Source organism: Pseudoalteromonas sp. 31A1, from assembly GCF_011378815.1.
Lineage (GTDB): Bacteria > Pseudomonadota > Gammaproteobacteria > Enterobacterales > Alteromonadaceae > Pseudoalteromonas > Pseudoalteromonas arctica.
Genome location: NZ_WTKY01000003.1, coordinates 110,581 through 136,617 on the forward strand (window position 1 = coordinate 110,581; position 26,037 = coordinate 136,617).

The window sequence follows — 26,037 nt, forward strand, 5'->3', positions numbered from 1 at the left end:
CAAAGAGGGATAATAGTGAGATATTTAAAAAGAGTAAGTAGCTTCAATCTGTCTGTAAGTATAAACAGATTAAAGCATGCTTAATTTAAAACTATTTATTAATTAATCGCGGAAATTTTTAAACTGAAAAGGTTGACCTAGCTCAGCACTGCGCACTACTTGCATAGCCTCTTGAAGATCGTCACGTTTTTTACCCGTTACACGTACTTCTTCGCCTTGGATAGCAGCTTGAACTTTAACTTTAGAGTCTTTAATGGCTTTAACTACTTTTTTAGCCATGTCCTTTTCGATACCCTGCTTTAAGCCAACGTTACGAAATACATTTTTACCTGCACGGGTAATATCTTGAAGCTCTAAGCTTGATACATCCATACCACGCTTAGATATTTTGTTAGCTAAAATATCAAATAATTGCATAACCTGAGAGTCTGCTTCAGCTTTAAGCTTAATTGTTTTGTCATTTAGCTCAATAGATGCATCAACGCCTCTAAAGTCAAAGCGAGTCTCTAGCTCACGATTTGCATTATCAACTGCGTTTTTAGCTTCGTTCATTTCTACTTCAGATACAATATCAAATGAAGGCATTGGTTTGCTCCTAACTATTTAATCTTAATTTTATGTGGTAATTATAACGCTAAAATTATAAATCTTTACATTTTTCTGCATCTTGTTCAGGTGCGATATTAAATTAGTTTGATATACTTGCGCCTCTTTTTTAAGCGATTTTAGGATTTGTCGTGACAAGGCGTGTTTATCAAGCAATTTTTTTAATCAGCATAGTAGCTTTTACCTTTTTATTTGCCAAAGAAATAAAAGGTGGCGTTGTAAATTTATTTCCTCATGTTGATAAAGTCGCCCATTTTGGGATTTTTTTTATACTAGCCATAATAATGGATAAAGCGTTTAAGCTTCCTTTATATGCGCAAATACTTTTATTGGCTGGTTATGGCGCCTCTATAGAAATAATGCAAGACGCACTCCCCTATAGGCAAGCATCACTCGGTGATTTTTTTGCTGATTTTGCAGGTGCCGCAAGCTACTTTTTACTTAGAGTAATTTTTACACCTCGAAAAAAGAACCCATATGGCTAATATTTTAATTGTCGGCGATGGTGCTATTGGCTTGTTACTTAGTCATTTTCTAAGTGCGTCGCATAATGTCAGTGTTTTAACTCGCAAAAGCCCAACAAATACCCGCTTTTATAGTCGAGGTAAGGGTGCATCTAAAAAAATTGACGCACACTTTATTGCATTAAATCAGCTAAATAAAGCGGCTGAATTTGATGTTGTTTTATTTACCGTTAAAGCCTTTCAAGTACTTGATGCATTTACGCAAATAAAGCCTCTTCTACCAAGTCATTGCTCTGTTGTACTTTCGCATAACGGAATGGGTAATGTTGATGAGGTAAATAGCCAGCTAAGCACTCACCAAGCACTCTACTTTTTAACGACAAGCATAGCGGGCTTTAAATCAAACCAATACATTGTGCAGCACACTGGTGAGGGACAAAGTGTTATTGGTGCTTGTAATGAATTAGCTTTTCAAAATAGCGCGCCAATAGCTGATATTTTTAAAGTAATACCCAGCCTAAAGTTTACTAATAACATTCAGCAGCTTCGTTTTGAAAAACTACTCGTAAATATTGCCATTAACCCATTAAGCGCTTTAAGTAATGTAAAAAATGGTGAGTTACGCGCACCTAAGTACAACGCTATAATTTTTAATGCACTCACTGAAGCGTGCAACATAGCGAAGGCGCAAGGGCTTAATATCCCATTGATTAAAGCACTTAATACCGCTTATAAAATAATGGAATTAACGTCTGACAATTACTCTTCAATGCAGCAAGACGTCGCGCATTGCAGAGAAACTGAAATATCAGCTATATGTGGCTATATTAGCCAACAAGGCAAACTTCACGGTATTCCTACACCTTACAACGATGAGTTGTTTGTCAAAATTCAGGCAAAAAAAAAGCGTGGTATAAACTACGCTTATATAAATTCTTAACTTTAAGACGACAAACCTTATGGGCGGTAAACTTTTACAGTTTCAAAGCCTTGTTCGTGCAGCATAAGTGCCTGTAGTTGGCTCATTACGCCTCTATCACAATATAAATAGTAGTCGGTGTCTTTTGGTAAATCACCAAACTTAGTCGCCAGGCGGAAAAACGGTAAATGAACCACTTCAACACCGTCGATTGCAAGCGGTGCAGCTTCTTCTTCCTCTGGTGAGCGAATATCAACTACCACAGAGCCTACAGGTAAATCAGCAACCGATTCAGCTTCTTTAAGTTCTTGTTTGGCTTCAACGTCAATATCACGCACGTCCATTATACGTGCGTTATTTACAACGGTATCAAGTACATCAAAGTCAAACTTTTCTTCTTCACCAAGAATAACGTCTATTTTGGCTTTAACCGTTGGCTTTTTAGAAATAACACCACAGTATTCAGGCATTGTTTCTGCCATTTCAGCCGTACCAATTTGGCGAGCAATATTAATAATTTCTTGCTTATCGTGTTGAATAAGCGGGCGTAAAATAAGCGTTTCAGTAACACGGTCAATCACGCTTAAATTCGCTAATGTTTGACTAGATACTTGGCCAATACTTTCGCCAGTAACAAGTGCTTGAATGTTTAACTTTTGCGCAACCACACTCCCTGCGCGCATCATCATACGTTTAAGTACAACACCCATTTGGCTGTTTTCAACGTTTTCTAAAATTTCAGCAACAACAGGTTCAAAATCAACCGTTACAAATTTAACTTTATGTGTAGAGCTGTATTTTTTCCATAAGTAGTAGCTTGCTTGCTTAACGCCAATTTCGTGCGCTGCGCCACCTAGATTAAAGAATAAAAAGTGTGTGCGTGCGCCTTTACGAATCATTTGGTAACTTGCTACGCCAGAGTCAAAACCACCAGACATAAGCGAAAGCACATCTTCTTGAGTTGGCAGAGGAAAACCAGCCATACCAAAATGTGTATGAGAAACAATGTAAGCTTTATCGTCTTTTACTTCTAGGCGTATTGTTACTTCTGGGCGGCTAAGCTTTACGCTTGCGCCTTCAATATGTTGATTTAATCCACCACCAACATAACGCTCTAAATCAGTTGAGGTAAAATCGTGTTGCCCTATGCGCTTAGCACGAACACAAAAGGTTTTACCCACAATAGTATGACCAACTAAAGCGATGGTTTCTTGATAAATATCATCAAGAGTTTCGAATTGTGTTTCGGTTACTTCAATAAATTGAACAATGCCAGGGATGCGTTTAAGGCTATCGATAAAATCAAGGCGAACTTGCGCGTCTTCAAGCTTTGTAACAACTGAAATGTTATCCCAGTTATTTCTTACTTGTACTTTTTCGTCAACACGGCGCAATACAATTTTAATGTTATTTTCTAACACTTTAGTAAAGCGTTTACGGACTGAACGGCTTTTAATGGCTATTTCAGGATGTAGTTTGACGATAAATTTAAGCATAGTTCACTCTTAGACTGCGGGAATTCGCGCTCCCAGGCATTTGGCGCGCGATTATAGCAAAAAATTCAGCGTCTAGGAAACAGCCAAAGAGCAACGGCTAAACGACAGTTGGGGCTTGTTGCGCTAATTCGGTATATTTTTCGCGCAACAAATTCATTTTATCGATACTTTTATCGGTACTGTACGCTCTAAATAACGTGAGCACTTTTAAAATACCATGATAGATATCTTGCTCAGCAAGCGTACCACTTGGCCTACGGGCTTTAATATAAGGCGTCCAAAAACTAACGGTTAGCTTAAGTGTATGTGCTAAATCAATGACATCTTGCTCATCAATAGCAATCATTTCACTATCGCGAAGCCCTAAAATAATTTTACGAACTTGCTCTAATAACTCCAGCTGGAAATCAATGTAAGCTTGTTTTAACTCTGAGTCTCTAGAGAGAATATCGCCTAAGTTGTCGTAAAAAAAATGATAGCGCCACATCAGCTCAAATAACGAATCTAGGTAAGCCGTTAAATGATTAAATGCATCATCATCTTTATTAATAGGTTTAAAGTGAGTATTTAAATGATCGCGATACAGCGCAAAAATATGACGGATAATGTCTTCTTTATTTTTAAAATGATAATAAAGATTACCCGGGCTCATCCCTAAGTTTGATGCAATATGATTTGTCGTTATTGCACGCTCACCATTTTCGTTAAACAACAAAATACTGGTGTGTATTATTTTATCCTTGGTACTCATATGCTAATACTCAAATTATCTATAGGCTACATTACACTCAAAAGAGGTAAACAGTATAAACAAATATGAATCATTAAAACACTCCCACCATGGACTGACCTGTTTAAAGAAAGTAAGTGTTTATATGCTTTTTAGCTAGGCTGCTTTGTGGCATAAACACTGTTAAACTAGCGCTAAAATAATAAATAGTGAACATTATGAAAGTTATTGCAATTTACCCTGGCACCTTTGATCCACTAACTAATGGGCACACAGACCTTATTCAACGTGCAGCTAAAATGTTTGATACTGTATTAGTTGCGGTTGCTAATAACCCAAGTAAAAAACCCTGCTTTAACCTTGAAGAACGTGTTGAGCTTGCAAACACTATTTTAAGCCACATAGATAATGTTAAGGTGATTGGTTTTTCTGGTTTATTGGCTGATCTTGCACGCGAGCACAATGCTAATGTGCTTATTCGCGGTATTAGAGCTGTATCTGATTTTGACTATGAATTTCAATTAGCTAACATGAACCGCCGCCTGAACCCCGACTTAGAAAGTGTATTTTTAACACCCGCAGAGCGAAATTCATTTATTTCATCAACACTCGTTAAAGAAGTAGCTCGCCACAATGGTGATGTAAGCGAGTTTGTAGACCCTGTAATTGTTAAAGCGCTAAAAACTAAATTGGGTTGTGGTAGCAGTTAATAATAAATAAGGCCTGTTAGCACTGAAATCCATTACTAATAGGCCCTTTTATTAAACACTTTATTTAGCTTTCCTTCTAACCAAGTAAGTTTTAAAACATCTTTACCTATAAAGAAAACTAAAACCATGGTCAAATCTGTAAAATTTATACCTACTATGTACACCCACCAGAACCACCAAAAATCATAATGGTGCATAACATCATTATCTATATACATTGCAAAAAATAGTAAGGTGTTTATACCTAAACCAAATAATAAATAAATGTATATGCTGCTAATCTTTATAAAAAAACCAGATAAAATAATAACAAATAGAGTAATAATATCGAATAAGAAAAAATCGAAGTAAGTTATTGCGTCCATATCAATAAACATACTAGAAGAGTAAGAAAGTGCCATGATGAAAGATAGCCAAACAATGCTTTTATCTGCGCTATTTATAGAGCTTACTAAAGAATATAAAAAAGCCATCAAAAAGCCCCACTGTACAAAAACACCTATATAAAACGAGATATTTGTATTTAAAAGTAGCTCAACCATTTTACTCCAACACTAGATAAAAAATTATTATACCGCTTTACATATTACGGCAACATCAAATAAAGGCACAAAATCACTCTTCTTTTAAGTTGAGCTTTACCGCCTCAGCGATCTAAACTTAACTTTCTAACACATCTTAAAAGCTTGTTTAAGCCTAAAAAATCCTTATTGATGATTAATACCAATGCCATGGTAAAATCGACAAAATACATCCCGAATGTGTAAATGGTCCAAAACCACCAATAGTAAAGAGTGCCAACGATTACAATGTCGTAATGCATACCCAGGAACAGACACGCATTAATAAATAGACCAACAATTACATAGACAAAAGCAATGGGGACAGGATTTTTACATACAGCTCGCCAAAGTAATAAAGTACCTATGGTAGCAAAATCAAAATAAAAGTAATTTAAGTGAGAAGTCGAAGTTCGAGGATCCATAAAAAGACTTGAAGTATAAGAAACCAGCATAATGAATGATAACTGTAGCAGGCTTTTATCTGCCTTATTTATACTTGCTGATAGATTATATAAAAATGAAATTAAAAAGAACCAAGTAAATAATAGCCCTATATTATCGCCTAAATCGACAAGACTCCAGAGTAGGTCAGCCATCAACTGTCCTTTTCAAACTAGTAATCAAACCATTTCTAAATTTCATCAAGTATAAAAAATCTTTGTTTATAAAAAATATAGCTACCATTATAAAATCAGCAGCGTTGACCCCTATCGCGTAAGCATTCCAAAGCCACCAGTAGCTTGTATTATTTGATATATAGATGTCGTAATGCATGAGAAAATGCAGGGTTGAGTTTATAGCTAAACCAGTAATAATATATAGATAGGTAATACCATCATGCCAGAGCCGTCTAAGGAAAATAATAACTAGAAGAGTTAAAATATCAGAAAACAAAAAATCTAGATAAGTTACCGTATCCATATTTGTAAATATACTAAATGAATATGAAACACTCATAACCAAAGACAAATACACTCTTTCTTTATTAGGCTTATTAATCGAATGAGCAAGGGAGTACAAAAAGGCCATAAGGAATCCCCATTGTACAAATGCACCTATATACAAAGAAACTGTTGGACTAACTATGAGTTCACTCATTATTAAGCTTTTTTGGATTTAAGGTAAAAACTTTTAATGGCAATATTTGTATAAGGCTTTTATTGAATATCAGCGAGAGGATCATAAGAATATCTATAGCATTTACCCCTATTGAATAAACACTCCAATACCACCAGGGCTCATAGTTATATAAAACATATAGGTCATAGTGCAGTATCAAGGTAAGTACTGCATTTATCGTTAATGAAATTATGATGAAGTAAAAAGCTGAAGAGCGCTGGAGTACTTTAAAATACTGTAAAATAAACAGAGCTAAAATTGTAATAAAATCGTAGAGCGCCCAGTTTAAATATAAGCTTTCAATTAAGTTTATATAGCCACTAGAAACATATGAGCAGAGCATAAGCGCAGATAAATAAACCGAGGATTTATTTTCTTTATTTATACTAGAGGCTAAACAGTACAAGAACGCCATTAAAAAGCCCCATTGAGAAAAAGCTTCTACATAATCCATTAGGGATTCAGTAACGTACATTTTAAGCTAAGTTGCTTTGTGGGTATCGTTTGATTTGAAGTAGTTTAGGATTTTGTTCTTTAATTTATGAAGACCGAGAAAGTCTCTATCGACGATAAGAGCTACAACCATTGTTAAATCAATAATGAAAACAGATATTGTATAAATATCCCAAAATATCCACGGTTCTTGATTGCCATAAATAAACATATCAATATGCATTGATAAGGTTAAAAGTAAGTTTACGCTCAGACCTATTATTAAATATAAAAAAGAATCTGAAGTTTTTCTAATGAAGGCAAAGGCTATAAATAAACATATAATTGTAGCCAAATCGTAAATAACCCAATCTAAATAAGTAATGTTATATATTGACAACCAAGTAAGAAAATAATCAGATGATGAGTATGAAGCCATCATAATGAATGAACTGAGCAATAAAGTCGTGCCTCTTTTAACATCTAAGCTGTAAACAAAAATATTAAAAAAGAAGGCCATTAGAAAAGCCCACATTATCAAAGCTGAAAGCGAGAAAAAACCAAATAACTCAGTTAAAAACATTAAAAACCTTAAAATTACTTAGGGCGGAGACCACCTGGCAATATGATAGAACCGCGCTGTAAGCTATCACTGCTTGCTGCAGAGATAGCCTCTTGAGAGATGCTTACTGTATCAGATTGCAGGGTTTTAGGGCTAGCAGTTTGTTCCATTGCAGGCTTTAATTGTTGTGTTTTGTTGTATGCTTGCATTTGTAATTGGCTATTAGCTGAAACTTGCATGTGATTGATCCTTGTAAAAGTTTTAATTATATTTGGTGCAACTTTTAACCACATTATTATGTAGATAAATGCATCACCTGTTTAAAGTAGTGATAGCTATTTTACTATTTTCTTTACCATCTACTTTGTTGTCTACTTTAACAAAGCAACCAATGTGCCAACTTTTTTTGACACCTTAAAACTCACTCAAAACATACTTATATAACCAACCCAAACAGATCCGACCAGTTTACAGTAAACATAAAAAAACGCACAGGGGTAACCGTACGTTTTTTATATCCAGGGATTTTAAGCTACGTATTTACACGGGATCTCCGCACGTGTACTTAACTTCAAAATATATTCCATTGCTACTTCGTCACAATTTTCTTTACGAAGGCAAAGTTCACAATCTTTCATTACTTTTTCAGGCAAAGAGTCTTTGCTACAAAAAGTAAAACGTTGTTGTTCAAAAAAATCTGGTACGCGTGTTAATACAATAACTCGGTTAAGTGCCAATTTTTTGGCTTTAGTAAGTAGATGATCTACAAGCTGTCTACCCTGCCCCGACACTTTACTTTTTGGGTCTATACCCAATGAGCGTATTTCAGCAAGGCCGGTATCGTAAATGTATAACGACGCACAGCCCGACACTTTTCCATTTATTTCTGTTACTGCAAACTCGTTAATAGAGTGCACCATATCGCTTTTTGCACGAGGCAGGTTTTCACCTACCGTTGCCCAATGCTGTATAAGCGTGGCAATTGCTTCTACATCATCTAAATTTGCATCACGTACCGTTATTTGCTGTTTTTTTTTGGCTTCTTTAACAGCATTCGTTACTTGTTCAATAGACGTCCCACCAAGGGCTTTACGTGCTTTTATACATGCATCAATTTCAAGTACTGGGTAAACATCGTCTTCAAATACAGTGTTTACTGATTTGTACTGCTCAAGCGATAGCTCTTCAAGCGTTTTACCTTCGCTAATCGCAAGCTGTACAAGTACACCTACAATGTGATGCCCTTCTCTAAATGGCACACCTTTAGCAACTAAGTAATCAGCAAGTTCGGTTGCATTTGCATGCCCTCCTTTTGCTGCAGCAAGTGTCTTATCGCCGTTTACTTTAACGCCTTTAATACATGCTTGCGCCATATGAATACATGCAAGCCATGTTGGCATAGCGTCGAATAGCCCTTCTTTATCCTCTTGCATATCTTTATTGTATGCAAGTGGCAGCGCCTTTAACGTCATCATCATCGCGCTAAACGCACCAAACACACGTCCGGTTTTACCGCGAATAAGCTCGAGTGCATCAGGATTTTTTTTCTGAGGCATGAGCGATGAGCCTGATGTTACGTTATCAGCAAGCTCTATAAATCCGGCTTCACCCGAATTATAAAAAATCAAATCCTCTGACATACGAGATAAGTGAATCATCGAAATAGACGCACAACTTAAAAGATCTAAAACAAAATCACGATCAGATACGCCATCAAGGCTGTTTTTTGTAGCCGCTGTAAAACCTAGCCCATGCGCTAATGCTTGGCGATCAATCGGATAAGCTGTACCTGCTAATGCACCACTGCCTAATGGGCAAAAATTCATGCGCGCTTTAGCATCTTGCAAGCGGCTTTCATCACGCTCTAGCATCTCTACATACGCCATACACCAGTGGCTAAATAATACTGGTTGTGCGCGCTGTAAGTGCGTGTAACCTGGTAATATTGTGCCAAGCTCTCGCTCTGCAAGCGCTACAAACTCGCCTTTAAGCTGTGCAATAGCATCTAGTAAATGGTCAGCCGTATCACGGCACCATAATCTAAAGTCGGTGGCAACTTGGTCATTACGGCTTCGGCCTGTATGTAATTTTTTAGCTAAATCACCTACTTTTTCAATTAGAGCTGCTTCAACATGTGAATGAATATCCTCTGCACCTGAAGTAGCTACCGCTTGTGGATCTGCTTTAACTTCTTCAAGCAGCTCATTTAATGCAGCCACTAATCTTGTGTGCTCGTCACTTGAAAGTACACTTACCTGTTCAAGTGCACCAGCCCATGCCACAGAGCCAATAATATCTTGCTCTGCTAACTGGTAGTCAAAGGGAAGAGAGTCGTTAAATTGCTTAAACGCCTCATCTGGACCCGTAGAAAAACGTCCGCCCCATAATGCCATGAAATCTCTCCAAACCCTGTAGTGCCCCTTTTATGAGGGGCGTAATAAATTACTTTTTAGCGAGTGCTGAAATTCTGCTTGAAAGCGAGAATAAACGAATAAAGCCTTCAGCGTGTGATTGGTCGTACACATCATCTTCGCCAAATGTAGCAAATGCTTCGCTGTATAAGCTATTTGGTGACTGCTTTTGAACTGCAGTTACTTGGCCTTTGTATAGCTTAAGTACCACTTCACCTGTTGCCACTTTAGAAAGTGCTTCAGCACCGGCTAAAATAGAATCTTTAAGAGGCGTAAACCAACGGCCGTCGTATACTAAATGTGAAAACTCACCACCGAGTACTTCTTTCCACTTACGGCTTGCTTTATCAAGCACTAGCTCGTCAATGGCTTGAAGCGCTGCCATAATGACTGTGCCGCCTGGCGTTTCATAACAACCGCGTGACTTCATGCCAACTAAACGGTTTTCTACAATATCAACACGTCCAACACCATGAGGCGATGCAATATCGTTTAATTTAACTAAACAATCGTAAGGTTTAAGCTCTACGCCATTTACAGCAACCACTTCGCCTTCAACAACTTTTAATGTTACTAGTTCTGATTTATCTGGTGCTTGCTCTGGAGAGTTAGTCCAAGTCCATACTTGTTCAGTTGGTTGACACCATGGGTCTTCAAGCTCACCACCTTCGTGCGAAATATGCCATGCGTTAGCATCACGGCTATAAATTTTTGTAGCAGATGCTGAACACGGAATGTCACGCTCTGCTAAGTAATCAAGTAATGATTCACGGCTCGATAAGTCCCACTCACGCCATGGCGCAATTACTTTTAAATCAGGGGCTAGTGCTGCAAAACATGATTCAAAACGAACTTGGTCATTACCTTTACCAGTACAACCATGAGAAAGTGCATCAGCACCTACTTTACGTGCAATTTCAACTTGTGCTTTAGCAATAATTGGGCGCGCCATAGAAGTACCTAATAAATAAGTACCTTCGTAAATTGAGCCCGTTTTAAGCGTTGGGTAAATGTAATCACTTACCATTTCATCTTTTAAGTCAACTACGTAACATTCAGATGCACCAGAGGCAATTGCTTTAGCTTCTACGCCTTCAAGTTCTTCAGCGCCTTGACCTACATCGGCAACAAACGCGATTACTTCACAGCCGTAGTTTTCTTTTAACCATGGCACGATAGCCGACGTATCAAGACCACCAGAATAGGCTAAAACGACTTTTTTAATTGAACTCATAGGTGTTCCTTAACAAAATTTGGATTTAGTAATGTAACTAGCAGAGCATTTTGCGCATGCATGCGATTCTCTGCTTGTTGAATGATTTTTGATGCTGGACCATCCATTACCTCAGAGGTAATTTCAAATTCACGGTGTGCCGGTTGGCAATGTAATACCGTAGTCGCACCTGTTTGATCTAGCAATGCCTGGTTTAATTGATAAGGCATGTATTTTTCTTTTACTTGCTCAAGCGGCGTTGTATCACCCATTGATACCCATGTATCTGCGTATACAACGTTTGCACCAACCGCAGCTTCAACTCTATCGCTCACCATGACTGATGCGCCATTCATTGCTGCAATTTGCTCTGCTTTTTTAAGTATTTGTGAATCTGGCGAACACCCTTTTGGTGTTACAGCAACAAAGTCAGTACCTAGCGTTGCGGCAAGTAACATCAATGAATGAGTCACGTTATTGCCCTCACCTAAGTAAGCTACTTTAAGCTGACTCACATCGCCATGTACTTCTTGAAGTGTTAAAAAATCAGCAAGTGCTTGGCAAGGGTGGTACAAGTCACACAAGCTATTAACTACCGGTACCGATGAATATTCACCTAACGTAGTTAATGTGCTGTGCTGATTCACACGCGCCACAATACCATCAGCCCAAGTAGAAATATTAAGTGCAAAATCTTTAATTGATTCACGTGCACCCATAGCGCCATTTTGCTGATCTAAATAAACAGCATGACCACCAAGGCGATTAATACCTATATCAAACGATAAACGTGTACGTAAACTTTGCTTTTCAAACAATGTTACGATTGATTTACCCGATAATACTTGGCTGTATTTTTCTGGCTTTGCTTTTATATCTTGCGCTAACTTTAATAAATTAAGTGCGCCTTTTTGGTCTAATTCTAAACCTGTTAAAAAATTCTCAAACATAATAAACCTATGGTGTAATCTTTGTTCCGACATGCTCACCTTGCAGCAGAGCAGTTAAATTTTCTGGCTTTTGCCAGCTGGAAATATACACACCGCGTCGTAAATGTTGGGCAGCGTGAAGGCTGGTCTTAACTTTGACCTCCATCCCGCCCACAATTACTCCATCTGTAATTAAAGTATCAATGTGTTTTGTGTCAAGTTGATGTAACGGTTGTTTATTTGCGTCAAGTACCGCTTCTACATCCGTCATAAAAATTAGTTCTGCATTTAAATTACTGGCAATAGCCGCTGCAGCTTCATCTGCATTTACGTTGTACCACAAGCCTTGTTCATCAAAGCCGATAGAGCTAACAATAGGTAAACGAGAAATTCTAAGTAAATCATTGATGATAGAATCGTCGTTACTTGTGCATTTACCCACTAAGCAAAGCGCTTTTAATTTTTGGGTTGCAGTCACACCCGCCTCAAAAAGACTTAAGCCGACAGGCTTATGCCCTGCGCTTATAGCTTGAGTCATTAATTGTTTATTAGCGCAACCTGCAAGCGCACCTACTATATAAGGCATTTGCTCTGCTGGACTAATACGTAAACCTTGGTGTTTAGCACTAGCAAAACCCGCTTGCTTTAGCCATGTATCTACTAAAGAGCCACCGCCATGAACAATGACAAACTCATCATTTTTTTGCTCGCTTAGCACATCAAATAACGCTTTTGCTGCATTTTCTGTATTAAGTACTGCACCACCGAGTTTAATAACCCACGTTTTTTTACTCATTTAAAACGCTCCTTTTAAGCCCGTAGTGTGATCTAAATTCATAGAAATATTAATACACTGCAAAGCTTGTCCAGCAGCGCCTTTTAATAAGTTATCAATGGCAGACATTACAATTAACTGCGTGCCTTGTTGCTGCCAACCAATATCAACAAATGGTTGCTTAGCAACACCTTTAATTGAAGGTATTTTATCGCCTAACAAACGAATTAATGGTTCGTTAGCAAGCACTTGATAAGCCGATGCAACGTTTTCCTTGGTAACGCCAGGCTTAAGTTGTACATAAATAGTTTCTAAAATACCGCGCGCAAAGCTACCTAGATGCGGTGTAAATAATACTTTGTGGCCAAGGTGTTGTTCAATTTCAGGACCGTGGCGATGGTTAAACAAACCATAAGGTGCAAGCGATACCTCACAAAAATGTGTTCCTACACTCGCTTTACGCCCGGCACCCGTAACACCCGAAACGGCATTAATAATAATACTTTCGCTGCTCAATAAGCCTGCTTGTTTAAGCGGTTTAAGTGCATTGAGCGCCGCTGTTGGGTAACAGCCTGCAACAGCAATTAGCTTTGCGTTAGCGATAGCATCATGGTTCCACTCTGCTAAACCGTAAGCCGCTTCATTTAAAAGCTCTGGGTGTTGATGCTCAAAACCATAGTAAGTAACGTAATCATCATTATTTGCTAGGCGATAGCCACCAGATAAATCAAATACTTTTTTACCCATAGCTAAAAATTGAGGCGCTAAATCAACACTTACTTTGTGATCGGTACATAAGCATACATAATCAGCATCACTTTGAATGTCATCAAAAGCTGATGCACTAAGAGGAAGTAAAGGACAATCTAGTAAGCCAAGGTGCTCTGGGTATAAATCACTTAGTAATTTATTTTTATCTAAGCTACCCTCAGATACATAACAGCCTGTTAAGGTAAGGTTTGGATGATTAGCAACTAAGCTTGCTAACTCTGCGCCGCTATAACCGCTTGCGCCAATAATAACTACATTCATTGATTACTCGTTATTTTTAAATTTACTGCTAAATATATATGTTGTTCGCTTAAACTAGCTAAGACGCTAAATTAAGACTTAATTTAATGAATTTGTAGATTATCGTCGCATTATTTTCATAGCTTTACTTTAATATATTTATGCTTAAAAAGTGAATTGATATTCATCATAAATACTTTTATATTGTTATGCAATTAAATTGAATAATAATTTTGGATTTTTTTATGCCTTTGCCTTCGTTTATTTCTATGTATCAACAATTGATTGCAGCCCCTTCTATTAGTGCAATTGAAGACAACCTGTGTATGAGCAATAAAAACGTAATTGAACTCCTTGCTAGGTGGTGCGAAACACTCGGTTTTACGTGTGAAATTATTGAATTAGAAGGAGGTAAAGGCCGCTTTAATTTATTAGCAAAGCGTGGAAAAGGCGATGGCGGGTTAATGCTTGCGGGCCACACAGATACAGTGCCTTTTGATGACAGCTGCTGGAACCACAATCCGTTTAAACTTACCGAACTAGACAATAAATTGTATGGGCTGGGAAGCATTGATATGAAAGGATTTTTTGCTTTTGTATTACAAGCGATTAGTGAACTTGATGAAAAGCAGCAAACTCAACCTATTTTAATACTCGCCACTGCCGATGAAGAAACAACTATGGCAGGTGCACAGCAAATATGTAAGCACCCTAATTTAAAACCTGCACGCTGTATAATTGGCGAACCTACTGATATGACGCCAGTATTTATGCACAAGGGCCATATGAGTACAGCAATAAGAGTGGTTGGTCGCTCTGGGCATAGCTCAGATCCCGAACGTGGCCTTAACGCCATTGAAGTAATGCATAAAGTGATTACAAAATTGATGATCTTAAAAGAGCAATTAAAGCATAAGTATTCAATAAATCACTTTGAAATTCCTTATCCAACATTAAACTTAGGTAATATTCATGGTGGCGATAATGCGAATAGAATTTGTGGTTGCTGTGAAATGCATATAGATATGCGCCCATTACCAGGTTTAAGTGTACAAGAACTACAAGCATTAGTGCTTGATGCAACAAAAGAGATAAATCAGCAATACCCAAATGCGGTGAGCGTTATTGATTTACATGAACCAATCCCGGCATTTAGTGGTAGCACCGACAGTGCTTTAGTTAAAATGGCTGAAAAAATAGCGGGGCAGAAAGCGGTCGCGGTAAATTATTGCACTGAAGCGCCGTTTATCCAACAACTCGGTTGTGAAACAATCGTAATGGGCCCTGGCTCAATTAACCAAGCGCATCAACCTGACGAGTTTTTAGCAATGGAAAAAATAAAACCATCACAACAAATAATCACCGATATTATTAAAGCCAATTGCTTTAGCTATCAGAGTTATTAACTGCTTATAACAACACAAAATAATAAAGGCGCCAATTGGCGCCTTTATTAATACAAAACTAAGGCTTAATCACCTTTAACTTCTAAGTTAATAAACTTAACTAGCTCTTCAGGTTGCCCTACTAGCATCATAACTTGTTGGTTAATTTCCATCATAGTTTTGCCTTCAGGCAGCTTTGCAGACACACTGAATGAATTTAAACCTTTAGCAAAGCTAGTTAAAGCCTCTGCAATATTTTCAGTTACAGGAGCCTGTTGTAACTGCTGCTCTAACATCATTTCCATTTGCTCTAGCGTCATGCCTTGCTTTTCAAGCTCACTTGATAGTAAGTCTTTTAACTTACCTTGGTTATTTAAGGCAAAGCTAACATTGCGCGGCTCTAACTTACTCATTGCTTGCATAACAAGTGTTTGCTGCTGTAACTCTTGCTCATAAGTAAGTGGCTGGTTACCCGCTTCTTGCTGCGCTTTACTAATCGCTAATGAAGCATCCATTAATGCTTTTGAATTAGCCAAGCCCATATCCATATTAAAACTAACAATGTCTTTTGCATCAAGCTTAACTACTACATCACTATTGCCAGACTCTTCATCGTAATCAAGTGATGAATGTAAGTCGTAACTTGCCGACGCGAGCATTTCATTTGTATCAGCAGGTAATTTTGAAACAAAGTCTTTATCAAACTGAAAGCTTTTTACATCAAATGATGTATGAGGTGATATTTTATCTGGCTCGTAACCTGTTATTTCAATGCTTTGAATATTAGCAACATTGTCGCCCTCTGGGCTTATTACTTCCATGTTTGTTATTTCTACGCTTTTTGAAATAACACTTGCCGATAAACCAGCGTATTTAAATGTAGCGCCAGTTTGCTCGCTTACTAAAGCAAGTTGCTTATCTACTTCTGCACGCACTTCTTGTGTAGCTACATAATTTGCATAGCTCACGCCACCAACGCCCGCAGCTACAATCGCTGCAACTATTACTAACTTTTTCATGTTATTTCCTTATTCTATTCTTTGTGTAAACCGAGTTTTATTAAGAGTAACATTACACATTAACACCCGTAAGTATTAATTAATTAAACTAAGCAACTCATGTACTGTTTTAACTGGGGTAATTTTAGCGCCCAGCCCTTCCATCGACTTATGGTAATTACGAAATGGAATATATATTTCTGTAAAACCATGTTGTGCTGCTTCTTTAACACGTGGCACACCACTATCAATTGGGCGTACATCGCCGTTTAAGCTGAGTTCGCCCATAATACACGTGGTACGTGGCACAACAAATTCATTTAAGCTGCTAAGTAACGCGGTTACTAATGCTAAATCAATACAAGTTTCCGTTTCATCAATTCTTAGGCCACCCACAATATTAAAAAACGTATCGTGGAATATTTTGGTTTTAGTGTGTTTTCGTAATATGCCAGTCAGCATTTTTATGCGGTTCATGTTTAAACCTACGCACACACGCTGCGGAAATTCCGCCTCGGTTTCGGTCGTTAAACACTGAATTTCCAGCAATAAATTACGATTGCCTTTACGAATACAGGTAATTGTAGAGCCTGGCGAGTCAGTGGTTGAACCCGACAAGAAAATTTCGCTCGGGTTATCAACGCTTAACATCCCACGTTCGCACATTTTAAAAATGCCAACGGTATCTATATCACCAAAGCGGTTTTTATTTGCCCTAAGGGTTCGAATTTGCCCATCGTTGGTGTCTATGTGTAAAAGCGCATCGACAATATGTACAAGTGTTTGAGGACCTGCTATTTCGTTATTTTTATTTACATGAGCAATAATAAACATGGTTACATCATTTTGCTTACAGTATTGAGTCAATGCTTGGGCGGCACTTTTTACTTGCGAAGGCGAACCTGGGCTACCATTTGCCGTTTCGGTTACAACCGCTTGAATAGAGTCAATAACAGCAAACTTAATTTTATTTTTCTCGAGCTCTTCAATGATGGTTTCAACACTGGTTTCTGAAAGTAAATAAAGCTCGTCAGGGTTATAGTTTAACTTTAAACGATTTACCCTGTTTTTAAACTGCGATAATGACTCCTCGGCCGTACAGTAAAGTGACGGCATACGTTGTGACATTCTCGCCACTAGATCAGATAGCAAGGTTGTTTTACCAGCACCTGGATCACCCGAAATTATATTAACAGAGCCGGTAGTTACACCACCGCTTAGCACACGATCGAGCTCGCCTATTTCAGTTAGCTGTTTTTCTGCCTCTGACGTAGCAATATCATTAATTTTTTTAGAGCCGCCACCAGCACCGCCAGCATAACCACCTACATTTGCTCGAACTGACGCTTTTTTACTCTGCCCTGCTGAAGGTTTAAATTCTGCTAATGTGTTCCACGCACCGCAGCGGCATTGACCCTGCCAACGTGGGTAGTTCATGCCACACTCTGTACACACAAACTCTATTTTTGCCGCTTTAGTCATTTATAACCTTATCTACGATTCTCTAATTTTAAAAACATTTACTTCTAATAACTTATTTTGCCACTTCAAGCATTTACTTAGCAACAAACTCTTGCCTGCGTAAAAATCTAGCGTCACAATCATTAAATACACATGGTGTTTCTTTTTAGCTATAATTTAGGGCATACTTTTTGCTTTGAAATAGTTTAAAGTAACTTGCCAACAAAATGGCATATAACACATAATAACAAGAGCTAAACAGTAGTAACTAAAATAATTGTACCTATATTAATAACATAGCGCGATTTAACGTTTATTGAACTTCTAATAAATGGACTTAACAGTATACCTACTTTTTCAATTAGACGGTGATGGTTTTATAAATGGCTGATGACATAATGCTCAAACACGAAGACCTCGTGAATGAGTTAAAAACATATTTAGGCAATGCTAAATTTGACCTAATTTTCAAATCAAAAACCGCTGGGTTAACCAAACCTGAGCAATTTTTGATGAAAATGGAAATGTCACGCTTATCTCAGCCAGTGGCACGCTTTGTTGATCTTCGTGGATTAGTGACGGGCCAAGTAAAACCGTATGAGCATAACGGCAAACAGCACTTTATGGATGACACAGCCATTGAAGTGTTTGAAAAAGCACTTAAACAGCATGGTGAATATACCCTAGCCGTTTACGAAGCCGTAATGAATACAGAAAATAACCACCGCGTATTACAAAAACAAGCCGCCGAAAAATCAGAACTACAAGAATCAGAAAGTAACTTAAGCACTGAAGTCATTAAGTTTGCCTCTTACGAGAGCCGCCGTGAAGAACGGATGAATTACTCAATAAAAGTAACTATTGATTACAAAGATAAAAAGAACATTGCTGCTAGCACCTCAGATATATCTTTAAGCGGTTGTAAAGTTAAGCTTGCAACGCGCTACTCTATAAAAAAAGGTGAACTAATAGCAATGCGCTTGGTAGGCCTTGAACAAGACTTTGAACTTGGCCTAAAAAACGGTATTCAATACGAGGTTGTTGCCGTTGAAAATATCTCTCGTGAATACAACCACATTCGCTTAAAACGCACTTATATCGAAAATAACGACGCCTTTAATGACTTTTTAGAAAGCTTTATTCACGGTAATAAACGTCGTTATAAAGTAAATTTAGATAACACGCTCGATGCTGTAGTATCAAAGGGGTATGAGCAATACTACATCCCTCGTGTAACGTCTTTATATGTATTTTTAAGCAAAAAAGATGAACAGTATTACCCAAGCCTTAGCCTTACTACTGAAAATAATATTTTTATCCAGCGCTATTTTACCGATGAAAGAAAAACACCGTGTTTGTACAATATACTCAATCATCAGCGCATTACACAATTACTAACCCAAATTACCGCGGTCAAAGAAGATTACCTCTATACATTTACACATATATCATCGGGTAAAATTTACTATTACTCTGCGACACGAACTGAGCTAAATAATAACCCTAAATTACGTGATCTATTTTTAGGTTTTGGTAGCCAAAAAGAAAGTTGGCAGTGCTTTAAAATACAAATAATGCCAAGTCATCCAGATGATTCTTTTATACCGCTTTCATTACCTAATAGTGCTGGCGCTAATATTGAAAAACTCAACAAGCCGCCTTCCCCTCGAGTTAAAGGCCTTATAAAAGACGTTAAATATATTGTTGTACTTACAAGTATTGGCAATAAAACAGAGCAAGCAGATTATAAACAACTTACTTTTGATAAAGCGTTAGTAAATCAGCTTAAACATTTTGGCCACGCAAAACATAAAACGCCACCTTATTTAGATATTGTGCCACTTGAATACGTAAATTTACGCTCGCATAAGCGCTACCTTTATAAAACACCGGTTAGCGTCACTATTAATGATGAAGTATTTAACGGTTATACACGTGACTTTTCTGTAATGGGTTTGCAATTAGAGTGCGAGCAACCAGTCACATTTAAAAAAGGTGATATAGTACTTTTAACATTTCCTGAGCTTCAAAAAATAACTAAAAAGCATAAGCTTAGCGAACTAAAGTACGAAATAATGGCTATAAGTAAGTCATTCACTACTATCAACCTAAAAGCGAATCGTATTGCTGATTTACCCCATGCTGGCGTGACCTTTTTCACTCAGTTAATAGAAGGGAATAAAGACAAACTTAAAGTATCTGAAGAAGCGCCAAAAGTAGAAGGCTTATCTACCGCACTTAGAAATATGGTCACAAAAAGTGTATGCCAATTTCCGCTGTATTTACACAAAGAAGCTGCACACTTTAAAACAGGTGCAATTGGTTATGGCTTATACGCCAGTCCTATGCATGTTATTTTGCAAAACTTTGGCTTATTAGGTAGCAAAACTGACTTTTCGAGTATTCTTACCGAAGAGCAAATTATTAATGTAATAACGCCTAATATTAAAGATCGCAGTCGCCAAGATGCACCGCTCGCTTTTACACTCGCTATTAATTTCGACCCTCGTAAGGGCAAAATTGAAGAGGCTATTGTTAGCCAATGCGCTTTAGGTGAAGACTATTCCAGCTTTTATAAACAAATTAGTAAAGGCATTACATCACAACTTATATTTGTGATGCGTTTGTATATTTCGCGCACAGGTCGCCCCGATACTGACTATCTATCAAACGAGCTTAAATACGTAAGCCAATATGCAATGCATAAAGCAAAAGATTTAGAAGAAGCATTATGGGCTGTTGCAGGCGTGGGGGACGTAGTAGATATAACTGAAGAAGCTCTAAGCCATTTAGAGCTTAAAAAAGAGCAAGTTGAACAAATGGGCCGCCGTAAACTAATTTGGTTAAACCGCTTACGCTAAGCGGTTTAACTTAAACAACTTTAAAGAGCGGGCTCTTTATCTAACGGAATGGCCAACATATACAACAATTGTAATAATGACCCTTCACAAATAGCCGCTTGTGCTTGCTCAACTACTTTAGGTTTGCCATGCACTGCTACACCTAGGCCAGCTTTTGCCATCATGACTAAATCGTTTGCGCCATCGCCAATAGCAACTGTTTGCGACTTCTCAAGCCCTAGTTTATGTTGTAACGACTCTAGAATAATTGCTTTTTGTTGTGCATCTACAATTGTACCCAGTACTTTACCTGTTAGTTTATCGTCTTTAAATTCGAGTACATTAGCGTGCACTTCATCTAAATTAATAAGCTCTTGAACGCGCTCTGCAAACGGTACAAAACCACCTGATGCAATTGCTAAATACCAGTCATGCTGTTTTAGAATTTGACACAGCACTTTAATGCCCGGCATGAGTGGCAATGCACTTTTTAGCTCTTCAATTAAGCTTTTTTCAATACCAGCCAGTTTAGCTACGCGCTGATTTAAACTCTCGCTAAAATCAAGTTTACCCGCCATTGCAAGTGCGGTTACAGAGGCAACTTCGTCGTAAACATCCGCAAGGCGTGCTATTTCGTCTATGCACTCAATAGTTATTGCAGTTGAATCCATATCCATAACCAATAAACCAGGCTCATATAAATTAGGCGCAGTAGCAACTTGCACTAATTGACAATCTAGAGTGCTTGAAAACTCTTGTAGTACTAACGGGTTTATAGCTTGATCGGAGTTTTTCGCGTAAAAACACAGTGCTGGAGCTAACCCTAAATCTGGTTGATATTGACATATAGCACTGACTGTTTGGTTATGCGTAGCTAAAAAATCAATAATGCTAACAATGTGTTTTTCTTCAAAATCACCCGCAAATGCGATGCTAAATAACCCTAATGCTTTGTTTGGTATATAATCAAGAGGTGTAAATGCACCACCACTATAGCTAAACCATTTATTTAGAGTTAAGTGTTGTAATGGTTGCTCAGCAGCTTGCTGTGCCATGTTGATTTGCGACATGGGATCTCCGTGTTTATTTTTATTTTCCTGATAATTGGCATATCATAACTGGTATTCTCAACACTAAATTCGCCATCAGGTGGGGTTTAAGGTTATAGTTAGTGTAGTTGTAACATCAAATCAAAATGCTGTCAGTAGCATAAACGGTGACTATGAAAAATAACCATATTAAAAACCCTATTACTGCTTCTCAAAGAAAACGACTTGTTCGCTTAATACTAGCGGCTGGTTGTTTTGTATTACTAAGCTGGGTAGGTGTTAATAGTAGTTTTCAGAGTCATCAGTTACTTTATGATAGTGCCGATAGCACGGCAAAAAGCCTCACTCAGTTTATGGCTTTAAATGTTAAAACACCGCTTATTGAAAAAAACAAACCACAGCTCAACGCCATTTGTAACGATATAAGTAAAGATGAATTTGTACTTTCTGCGACTATTTATGATCAACAAGGCATTTTAATTGCTAGCAGTGACAATTGGCAGTCACATCATATTTATGGACAACTCCCTGACTCTACACCGGGTATTAGTAAACTAAAAACACCTTTTATGGAACCCGTGATAAGCGATGATGACCGCCCTATAGGCTTTGTGTCTGTTACTTATTTAACTCGCGCCGCAATATCCGACAGCCATAATCATTTTCATGACTTAGGTCGACAGGTACTATTAATGCTAGTGATTGCATGTATTTTTACGTGGCAGTTAGGGCGTGGATTAAAACGTTGGCAGGTAAATCGCTATATGCAAAAAACATCTGAACAAGAATCGTAAAGCTGCTTTGCAAGCGTCCCTCTTTCACTATGTGGCTTTAAATCACATAACGCGTTAAATACATCAGGTATATGCAGTGGCGTGTTAACTTCACCTTGATGACCGCTTAACGGCATTGAAGGTGAGTCGGTTTCAAGTACTAAGTGCTCTGGCTCAATAGCAGCAATAACAGCGCGTGTTTTAACTGCGCGATCATAGGTAATAACACCGCCTATGCCAAGCTTAAAACCCTGCTTAATATAGTACTGCGCTTGTTGAAGTGAGCCCGAAAAGGCATGAATCACTCCCCCGTTTTTTGGCTTACACCGCTTAAACGATTGCGCAATTAAATCATGGCTTTGCCTATGATGCACAATGAGCGGTAAGTTAAGCTCATTAGAAAGCCCTATTTGCTGCTCAAATAAATAAGTTTGTTTAGGAAGGTTTTCAATACTTCGATCAAGCCCGCACTCCCCAATAGCAACCAGCTGATGTTTATTTGTAGTCGCGAATTCAAATAACGCTTCTATGTGCGATTCTTTATGTTGCTCTAAAAAGTAAGGATGTAGCCCTGCGGCTATTTTTATACTTGGGTTAGTTGCTTTGAATTTTATGAGAGCATGCGATTGAGCAAGCGTAATACCCGGTACAACAAACTGATTAACTCCCTTTGCTACACACTCGTTTATGAGCGATTCACGATTCGAATCAAACTCGCTAAAGTCGAGGTGGCAATGAGAGTCAATAAATTGCACGGTTACTTACTCATCTATTTATTAAGGGTTTAAGCGTGTAATTTGCCAGCTGTTATCTGCTTGGCGCTGATACATAAAGCGATCATGCAAACGATGCGCTCCACCTTGCCAAAACTCAATTTTAGTGGGTACTACACAATATCCGCCCCAAAAATCAGGGAGTGGAATTTCACCTTTAGCAAACTTACTTTTCATGTTGGCGAAGGTTTCCATGAGTACTTTACGTGATGACACCGGACGGCTTTGCGCTGACGCCCACGCCGCTAATTGGCTTTCTTTAGGGCGTGATAAAAAGTACTTTGCCACAGCAGAGGTAGGTAATGGTTTAGCCTCGCCATATACAATAACTTGGCGTTCCATGTGGTGCCACGGAAAGTGCAAGGAAATTTTATTATTACCTTTAAGCTCTTGCGCTTTACGCGAACCTGTATTGGTAAAAAATACAAAACCGTTATCATCCAGATGCTTTAAAAGCACAATGCGCTGTGAAGGTTGACCGGTTTCATCAACAGTTGCTACAACCATCGCAGTTGGATCGGGTAACTGGCTTGCCACTGCATGCTCAAGCCATGTTTCAAACTGCTTGAATGGATCATCTTGCAAGTTATCTTCGCTTAACGCGTCTTGCAGGTATTCACGGCGGATATCTTCGAGTTTCATAACAAGTCCTTTAAATAAAGCCTTAGAAAAGAGCTTAGAGTAGCGAGCTTAAAACAATGGATGTTGAGTAGTAACAAATATTAAGATTCAGGTGCATGCGATAGCAATAAACACAGAGCCTCAGGTGCATTCGATAGCAATAAACATAGAGTCTCAGGCGTATCGTTGGGTTTCGTTTCACTCAACCCAACCTACAACGTAAACTACACAACTCAGATATCTGCAAGTGTAGAAGTGCACGACAACACAGTCAAAGCGAACTACACGCAGCAGACGGTTCACCTAAGTAGTTTAGCCTAAGACAAGGCGTCCAACCTGACTTATCCCTATGAGCATACGGTTTGTATGTGATTAGGGTAAGTCGGATTGGATAACGCAGTATTAGGTTAAAATACGACGGTGATTACATTTGCTCCATAACTTCAATGCCTAGCAAATCTAATCCCGTTTCTAGTGTTTTAGAAACCAAATTACACAGCACTAAGCGGCTATCGCGCACGCTTGGCTCTACGCCCTCTTTAAGTACTGGGCAGGCTTCGTAAAATGTCATGTATAAGCTTGCTAGCTCATATAAGTAACCACATAGTACGTGCGGTGTTGCTTCGCTGATCATTAAATCAAGTACTTCTTCAAGCTGTAGTAGCTTAAGTGCTAGTGCTTTTTCTTGAGGCTCAATAATTGCAACATCTGAATTTAATGTAGCTGCATCAACGCCTGACTTACGGAAAATACTGCGTATACGTGTATAAGCATATTGTAAATAAGGAGCGGTTGCGCCTTCAAAGCTTAGCATGCTGTCCCAGTTAAAAATGTAATCGCTGGTACGGTGCTTAGAAAGGTCGGCGTATTTAACTGCGCCAATACCTACTTTACGTGCAATCTCGCTGCGATCGCTATCACTTAAATCCGATTCACGTTCAGCTAGTTTTGCAGCTGCACGGTTAATTGATTCTTCTAATAAGTCAGCAAGTTTTACTGTGCCGCCAGTACGTGTTTTAAATGGTTTGTTATCGGCGCCCATCATGGTGCCAAACGGGCAAAACTCGTAACTTGTTTCGTCTCGTAATAAACCGGCTTTACGCGCTGTAAGCTCTACTTGATTAAAGTGTAGATTTTGACGTGCATCTACAAAAATTAAGATACGATCAGCACCTAATTTATTTGAACGGTAATCACATGCCGCTAAATCTGTTGTTGCATATAAAAAACCACCGCCAGATTTTTGTACGATAAACGCAGATGGTTCACCATCTTTGTTGGCAAGTTCATCTAAAAACACAACTTGCGCGCCTTGCGACTCTACTGCAATATTTTTATCTTTAAGTAGGCTAATAATATCGTTAAGTTCTGCGTTGTATGCGCTTTCAGCCATAATATCAGCTTGAGTAAGTGTTACATTTAAACGCTTGTATACTTCTTCAGAGTGCTTAACTGAGGTAGCTATAAACAGTTTCCAAAGTTTTTCACAGTGCGCATCGCCGCCTTGTAATTTAACAACGTAATTACGTGCTTTATCAGCAAAGCCTTCTTCGTCGTCAAAGCGTTTTTTAGCATCGCGGTAAAAGGTTTCTAAATCAGCAAGCGCTACAGAATCTAAATCAACACCTTGGCTAATTTGATCTTCTAAATGCGCGATTAACATACCAAATTGCGTGCCCCAATCACCCATGTGATTTTGACGTACAACCGTATCACCTCTAAATTCAAGCGCACGTACAATTGAGTCACCAATAATGGTTGAACGTAAATGGCCTACGTGCATTTCTTTAGCAAGGTTTGGTGATGAATAGTCAACAACCACTTTTTGCGGGTTAGCATGCTCGTTTACAGCAAGCTTTGCATCACTGTTAGCGGCTTGTACGCTTTGAGCTAAAAACTCAGGCTTTAAATGAATATTAATAAAACCTGGGCCAGCAATTTCAGTCTTTTGAGCAATATCGCTTACATCAAGATTATCTATAATTTTTTGCGCAAGCTCACGTGGATTGCTTTTCATTTTTTTAGCCGCGCCCATTGCTGCATTAATTTGGTAATCACCAAATTGTGGACGTGTGCTTTGTGTTACTGCTGGGTTTGTATCTTCAGGTAAGCCTGCGCCCGCCATAGCGGCAATGGCTTTTTCGATTAAAATAGTACGAATATTCATATTTTTTACCTTTGTAAGCCCGCCAAAGCA

25 protein-coding genes are annotated in these 26,037 nt (G+C 38.3%); 6 read left to right on the forward strand and 19 right to left on the reverse strand.

The window, feature by feature from the left end; translation table 11 throughout:
• Nucleotides 1-102 precede the first annotated feature (102 nt).
• The gene (locus tag GQR52_RS04335) at nucleotides 103-585 is read right to left on the reverse strand and encodes a YajQ family cyclic di-GMP-binding protein (RefSeq protein WP_007377833.1); all 483 of its coding nucleotides are present in this window, start codon (nucleotides 583-585) and stop codon (nucleotides 103-105) included.
• Between the two features lie 152 nt (nucleotides 586-737).
• Between GQR52_RS04335 and GQR52_RS04340 the strand changes: the two genes are divergently transcribed.
• On the forward strand, nucleotides 738-1,091 hold the full coding sequence (locus GQR52_RS04340) for a VanZ family protein (protein WP_007581666.1): 354 nt from the start codon (nucleotides 738-740) through the stop codon (nucleotides 1,089-1,091).
• Nucleotides 1,084-2,010 carry a 2-dehydropantoate 2-reductase gene (locus tag GQR52_RS04345; protein ID WP_165727576.1) on the forward strand — a complete coding sequence of 309 codons (927 nt, stop codon included), beginning with the start codon at nucleotides 1,084-1,086 and terminating at the stop codon, nucleotides 2,008-2,010. Before GQR52_RS04340 ends, GQR52_RS04345 begins: the two co-directional genes overlap by 8 nt.
• A 17-nt stretch (nucleotides 2,011-2,027) precedes the next feature.
• Here the strand turns inward: GQR52_RS04345 and thiI are convergent, their stop codons facing one another.
• The gene (gene thiI / locus GQR52_RS04350) at nucleotides 2,028-3,485 is read right to left on the reverse strand and encodes a tRNA uracil 4-sulfurtransferase ThiI (protein WP_165727577.1); all 1,458 of its coding nucleotides are present in this window, start codon (nucleotides 3,483-3,485) and stop codon (nucleotides 2,028-2,030) included.
• A gap of 97 nt (nucleotides 3,486-3,582) precedes the next feature.
• Nucleotides 3,583-4,236 (reverse strand): TetR/AcrR family transcriptional regulator, encoded by a 654-nt coding sequence (locus tag GQR52_RS04355; protein ID WP_165727578.1) that lies wholly within the window; start codon nucleotides 4,234-4,236, stop codon nucleotides 3,583-3,585.
• A gap of 197 nt (nucleotides 4,237-4,433) precedes the next feature.
• On the opposite strand from GQR52_RS04355, the gene coaD reads away from it, so the two are divergent.
• Complete coding sequence (gene coaD, locus GQR52_RS04360; RefSeq protein ID WP_165727579.1) at nucleotides 4,434-4,925, forward strand: pantetheine-phosphate adenylyltransferase; 492 nt, start codon at nucleotides 4,434-4,436, stop codon at nucleotides 4,923-4,925.
• Nucleotides 4,926-4,960: 35 nt separating this feature from the next.
• Here the strand turns inward: coaD and GQR52_RS04365 are convergent, their stop codons facing one another.
• From GQR52_RS04365 to argC, 10 genes are all read right to left on the reverse strand, one after another.
• The gene (locus GQR52_RS04365; RefSeq protein WP_165727580.1) at nucleotides 4,961-5,467 is read right to left on the reverse strand and encodes a hypothetical protein; all 507 of its coding nucleotides are present in this window, start codon (nucleotides 5,465-5,467) and stop codon (nucleotides 4,961-4,963) included.
• A gap of 104 nt (nucleotides 5,468-5,571) precedes the next feature.
• Nucleotides 5,572-6,084 carry a hypothetical protein gene (locus GQR52_RS04370; RefSeq protein ID WP_165727581.1) on the reverse strand — a complete coding sequence of 171 codons (513 nt, stop codon included), beginning with the start codon at nucleotides 6,082-6,084 and terminating at the stop codon, nucleotides 5,572-5,574.
• Complete coding sequence (locus GQR52_RS04375) at nucleotides 6,077-6,586, reverse strand: hypothetical protein (RefSeq protein WP_165727582.1); 510 nt, start codon at nucleotides 6,584-6,586, stop codon at nucleotides 6,077-6,079. Before GQR52_RS04375 ends, GQR52_RS04370 begins: the two co-directional genes overlap by 8 nt.
• A gap of 502 nt (nucleotides 6,587-7,088) precedes the next feature.
• Nucleotides 7,089-7,622, reverse strand: coding sequence for a hypothetical protein (locus tag GQR52_RS04380; protein ID WP_165727583.1), 534 nt, complete (start codon nucleotides 7,620-7,622; stop codon nucleotides 7,089-7,091).
• A gap of 14 nt (nucleotides 7,623-7,636) precedes the next feature.
• On the reverse strand, nucleotides 7,637-7,840 hold the full coding sequence (locus GQR52_RS04385) for a hypothetical protein (protein ID WP_165727584.1): 204 nt from the start codon (nucleotides 7,838-7,840) through the stop codon (nucleotides 7,637-7,639).
• Nucleotides 7,841-8,128: 288 nt separating this feature from the next.
• Nucleotides 8,129-9,994: an argininosuccinate lyase gene (argH, locus tag GQR52_RS04390; protein ID WP_007581654.1), complete on the reverse strand. Its 1,866-nt coding sequence runs from the start codon at nucleotides 9,992-9,994 to the stop codon at nucleotides 8,129-8,131.
• Nucleotides 9,995-10,043: 49 nt separating this feature from the next.
• Complete coding sequence (locus tag GQR52_RS04395; RefSeq protein WP_007581653.1) at nucleotides 10,044-11,246, reverse strand: argininosuccinate synthase; 1,203 nt, start codon at nucleotides 11,244-11,246, stop codon at nucleotides 10,044-10,046.
• Nucleotides 11,243-12,175 carry an ornithine carbamoyltransferase gene (locus GQR52_RS04400; protein ID WP_165727585.1) on the reverse strand — a complete coding sequence of 311 codons (933 nt, stop codon included), beginning with the start codon at nucleotides 12,173-12,175 and terminating at the stop codon, nucleotides 11,243-11,245. The genes GQR52_RS04395 and GQR52_RS04400 overlap by 4 nt, the downstream gene beginning before the upstream one ends.
• Before the next feature lie 7 nt (nucleotides 12,176-12,182).
• Nucleotides 12,183-12,950 carry an acetylglutamate kinase gene (gene argB, locus GQR52_RS04405; protein WP_165727586.1) on the reverse strand — a complete coding sequence of 256 codons (768 nt, stop codon included), beginning with the start codon at nucleotides 12,948-12,950 and terminating at the stop codon, nucleotides 12,183-12,185.
• On the reverse strand, nucleotides 12,951-13,961 hold the full coding sequence (argC, locus tag GQR52_RS04410) for an N-acetyl-gamma-glutamyl-phosphate reductase (RefSeq protein WP_007581649.1): 1,011 nt from the start codon (nucleotides 13,959-13,961) through the stop codon (nucleotides 12,951-12,953).
• A 224-nt stretch (nucleotides 13,962-14,185) separates the two neighbouring features.
• On the opposite strand from argC, the gene argE reads away from it, so the two are divergent.
• Nucleotides 14,186-15,346, forward strand: coding sequence for an acetylornithine deacetylase (argE, locus tag GQR52_RS04415; RefSeq protein WP_165727587.1), 1,161 nt, complete (start codon nucleotides 14,186-14,188; stop codon nucleotides 15,344-15,346).
• A 65-nt stretch (nucleotides 15,347-15,411) separates the two neighbouring features.
• Here the strand turns inward: argE and GQR52_RS04420 are convergent, their stop codons facing one another.
• Together GQR52_RS04420 and radA are read right to left on the reverse strand one after the other, a co-directional pair.
• Nucleotides 15,412-16,344 carry a hypothetical protein gene (locus tag GQR52_RS04420; RefSeq protein WP_024608998.1) on the reverse strand — a complete coding sequence of 311 codons (933 nt, stop codon included), beginning with the start codon at nucleotides 16,342-16,344 and terminating at the stop codon, nucleotides 15,412-15,414.
• Between the two features lie 75 nt (nucleotides 16,345-16,419).
• The gene (gene radA / locus GQR52_RS04425; protein ID WP_024590039.1) at nucleotides 16,420-17,805 is read right to left on the reverse strand and encodes a DNA repair protein RadA; all 1,386 of its coding nucleotides are present in this window, start codon (nucleotides 17,803-17,805) and stop codon (nucleotides 16,420-16,422) included.
• Between the two features lie 362 nt (nucleotides 17,806-18,167).
• Here radA and GQR52_RS04430 point away from each other — a divergent pair, with 362 nt between their 5' ends.
• Nucleotides 18,168-20,645, forward strand: coding sequence for a PilZ domain-containing protein (locus tag GQR52_RS04430; RefSeq protein ID WP_165727588.1), 2,478 nt, complete (start codon nucleotides 18,168-18,170; stop codon nucleotides 20,643-20,645).
• Between the two features lie 20 nt (nucleotides 20,646-20,665).
• Here GQR52_RS04430 and serB read toward each other — a convergent pair whose 3' ends face one another.
• On the reverse strand, nucleotides 20,666-21,694 hold the full coding sequence (gene serB / locus GQR52_RS04435; protein ID WP_165727589.1) for a phosphoserine phosphatase SerB: 1,029 nt from the start codon (nucleotides 21,692-21,694) through the stop codon (nucleotides 20,666-20,668).
• Nucleotides 21,695-21,846: 152 nt separating this feature from the next.
• On the opposite strand from serB, the gene GQR52_RS04440 reads away from it, so the two are divergent.
• A complete protein-coding gene (locus tag GQR52_RS04440; RefSeq protein ID WP_007581635.1) occupies nucleotides 21,847-22,467 on the forward strand; it encodes an AhpA/YtjB family protein in 621 nt (206 codons plus the stop codon).
• Here GQR52_RS04440 and GQR52_RS04445 read toward each other — a convergent pair.
• The 3 genes from GQR52_RS04445 to argS form a co-directional block, all read right to left on the reverse strand.
• Nucleotides 22,434-23,201, reverse strand: coding sequence for a TatD family hydrolase (locus GQR52_RS04445; protein ID WP_165727590.1), 768 nt, complete (start codon nucleotides 23,199-23,201; stop codon nucleotides 22,434-22,436). The genes GQR52_RS04440 and GQR52_RS04445 overlap by 34 nt on opposite strands.
• 21 nt (nucleotides 23,202-23,222) lie before the next feature.
• Complete coding sequence (gene pdxH / locus GQR52_RS04450) at nucleotides 23,223-23,861, reverse strand: pyridoxamine 5'-phosphate oxidase (protein ID WP_165727591.1); 639 nt, start codon at nucleotides 23,859-23,861, stop codon at nucleotides 23,223-23,225.
• A 403-nt stretch (nucleotides 23,862-24,264) separates the two neighbouring features.
• Nucleotides 24,265-26,007, reverse strand: coding sequence for an arginine--tRNA ligase (gene argS / locus GQR52_RS04455; protein ID WP_007581630.1), 1,743 nt, complete (start codon nucleotides 26,005-26,007; stop codon nucleotides 24,265-24,267).
• Nucleotides 26,008-26,037 lie beyond the last annotated feature (30 nt).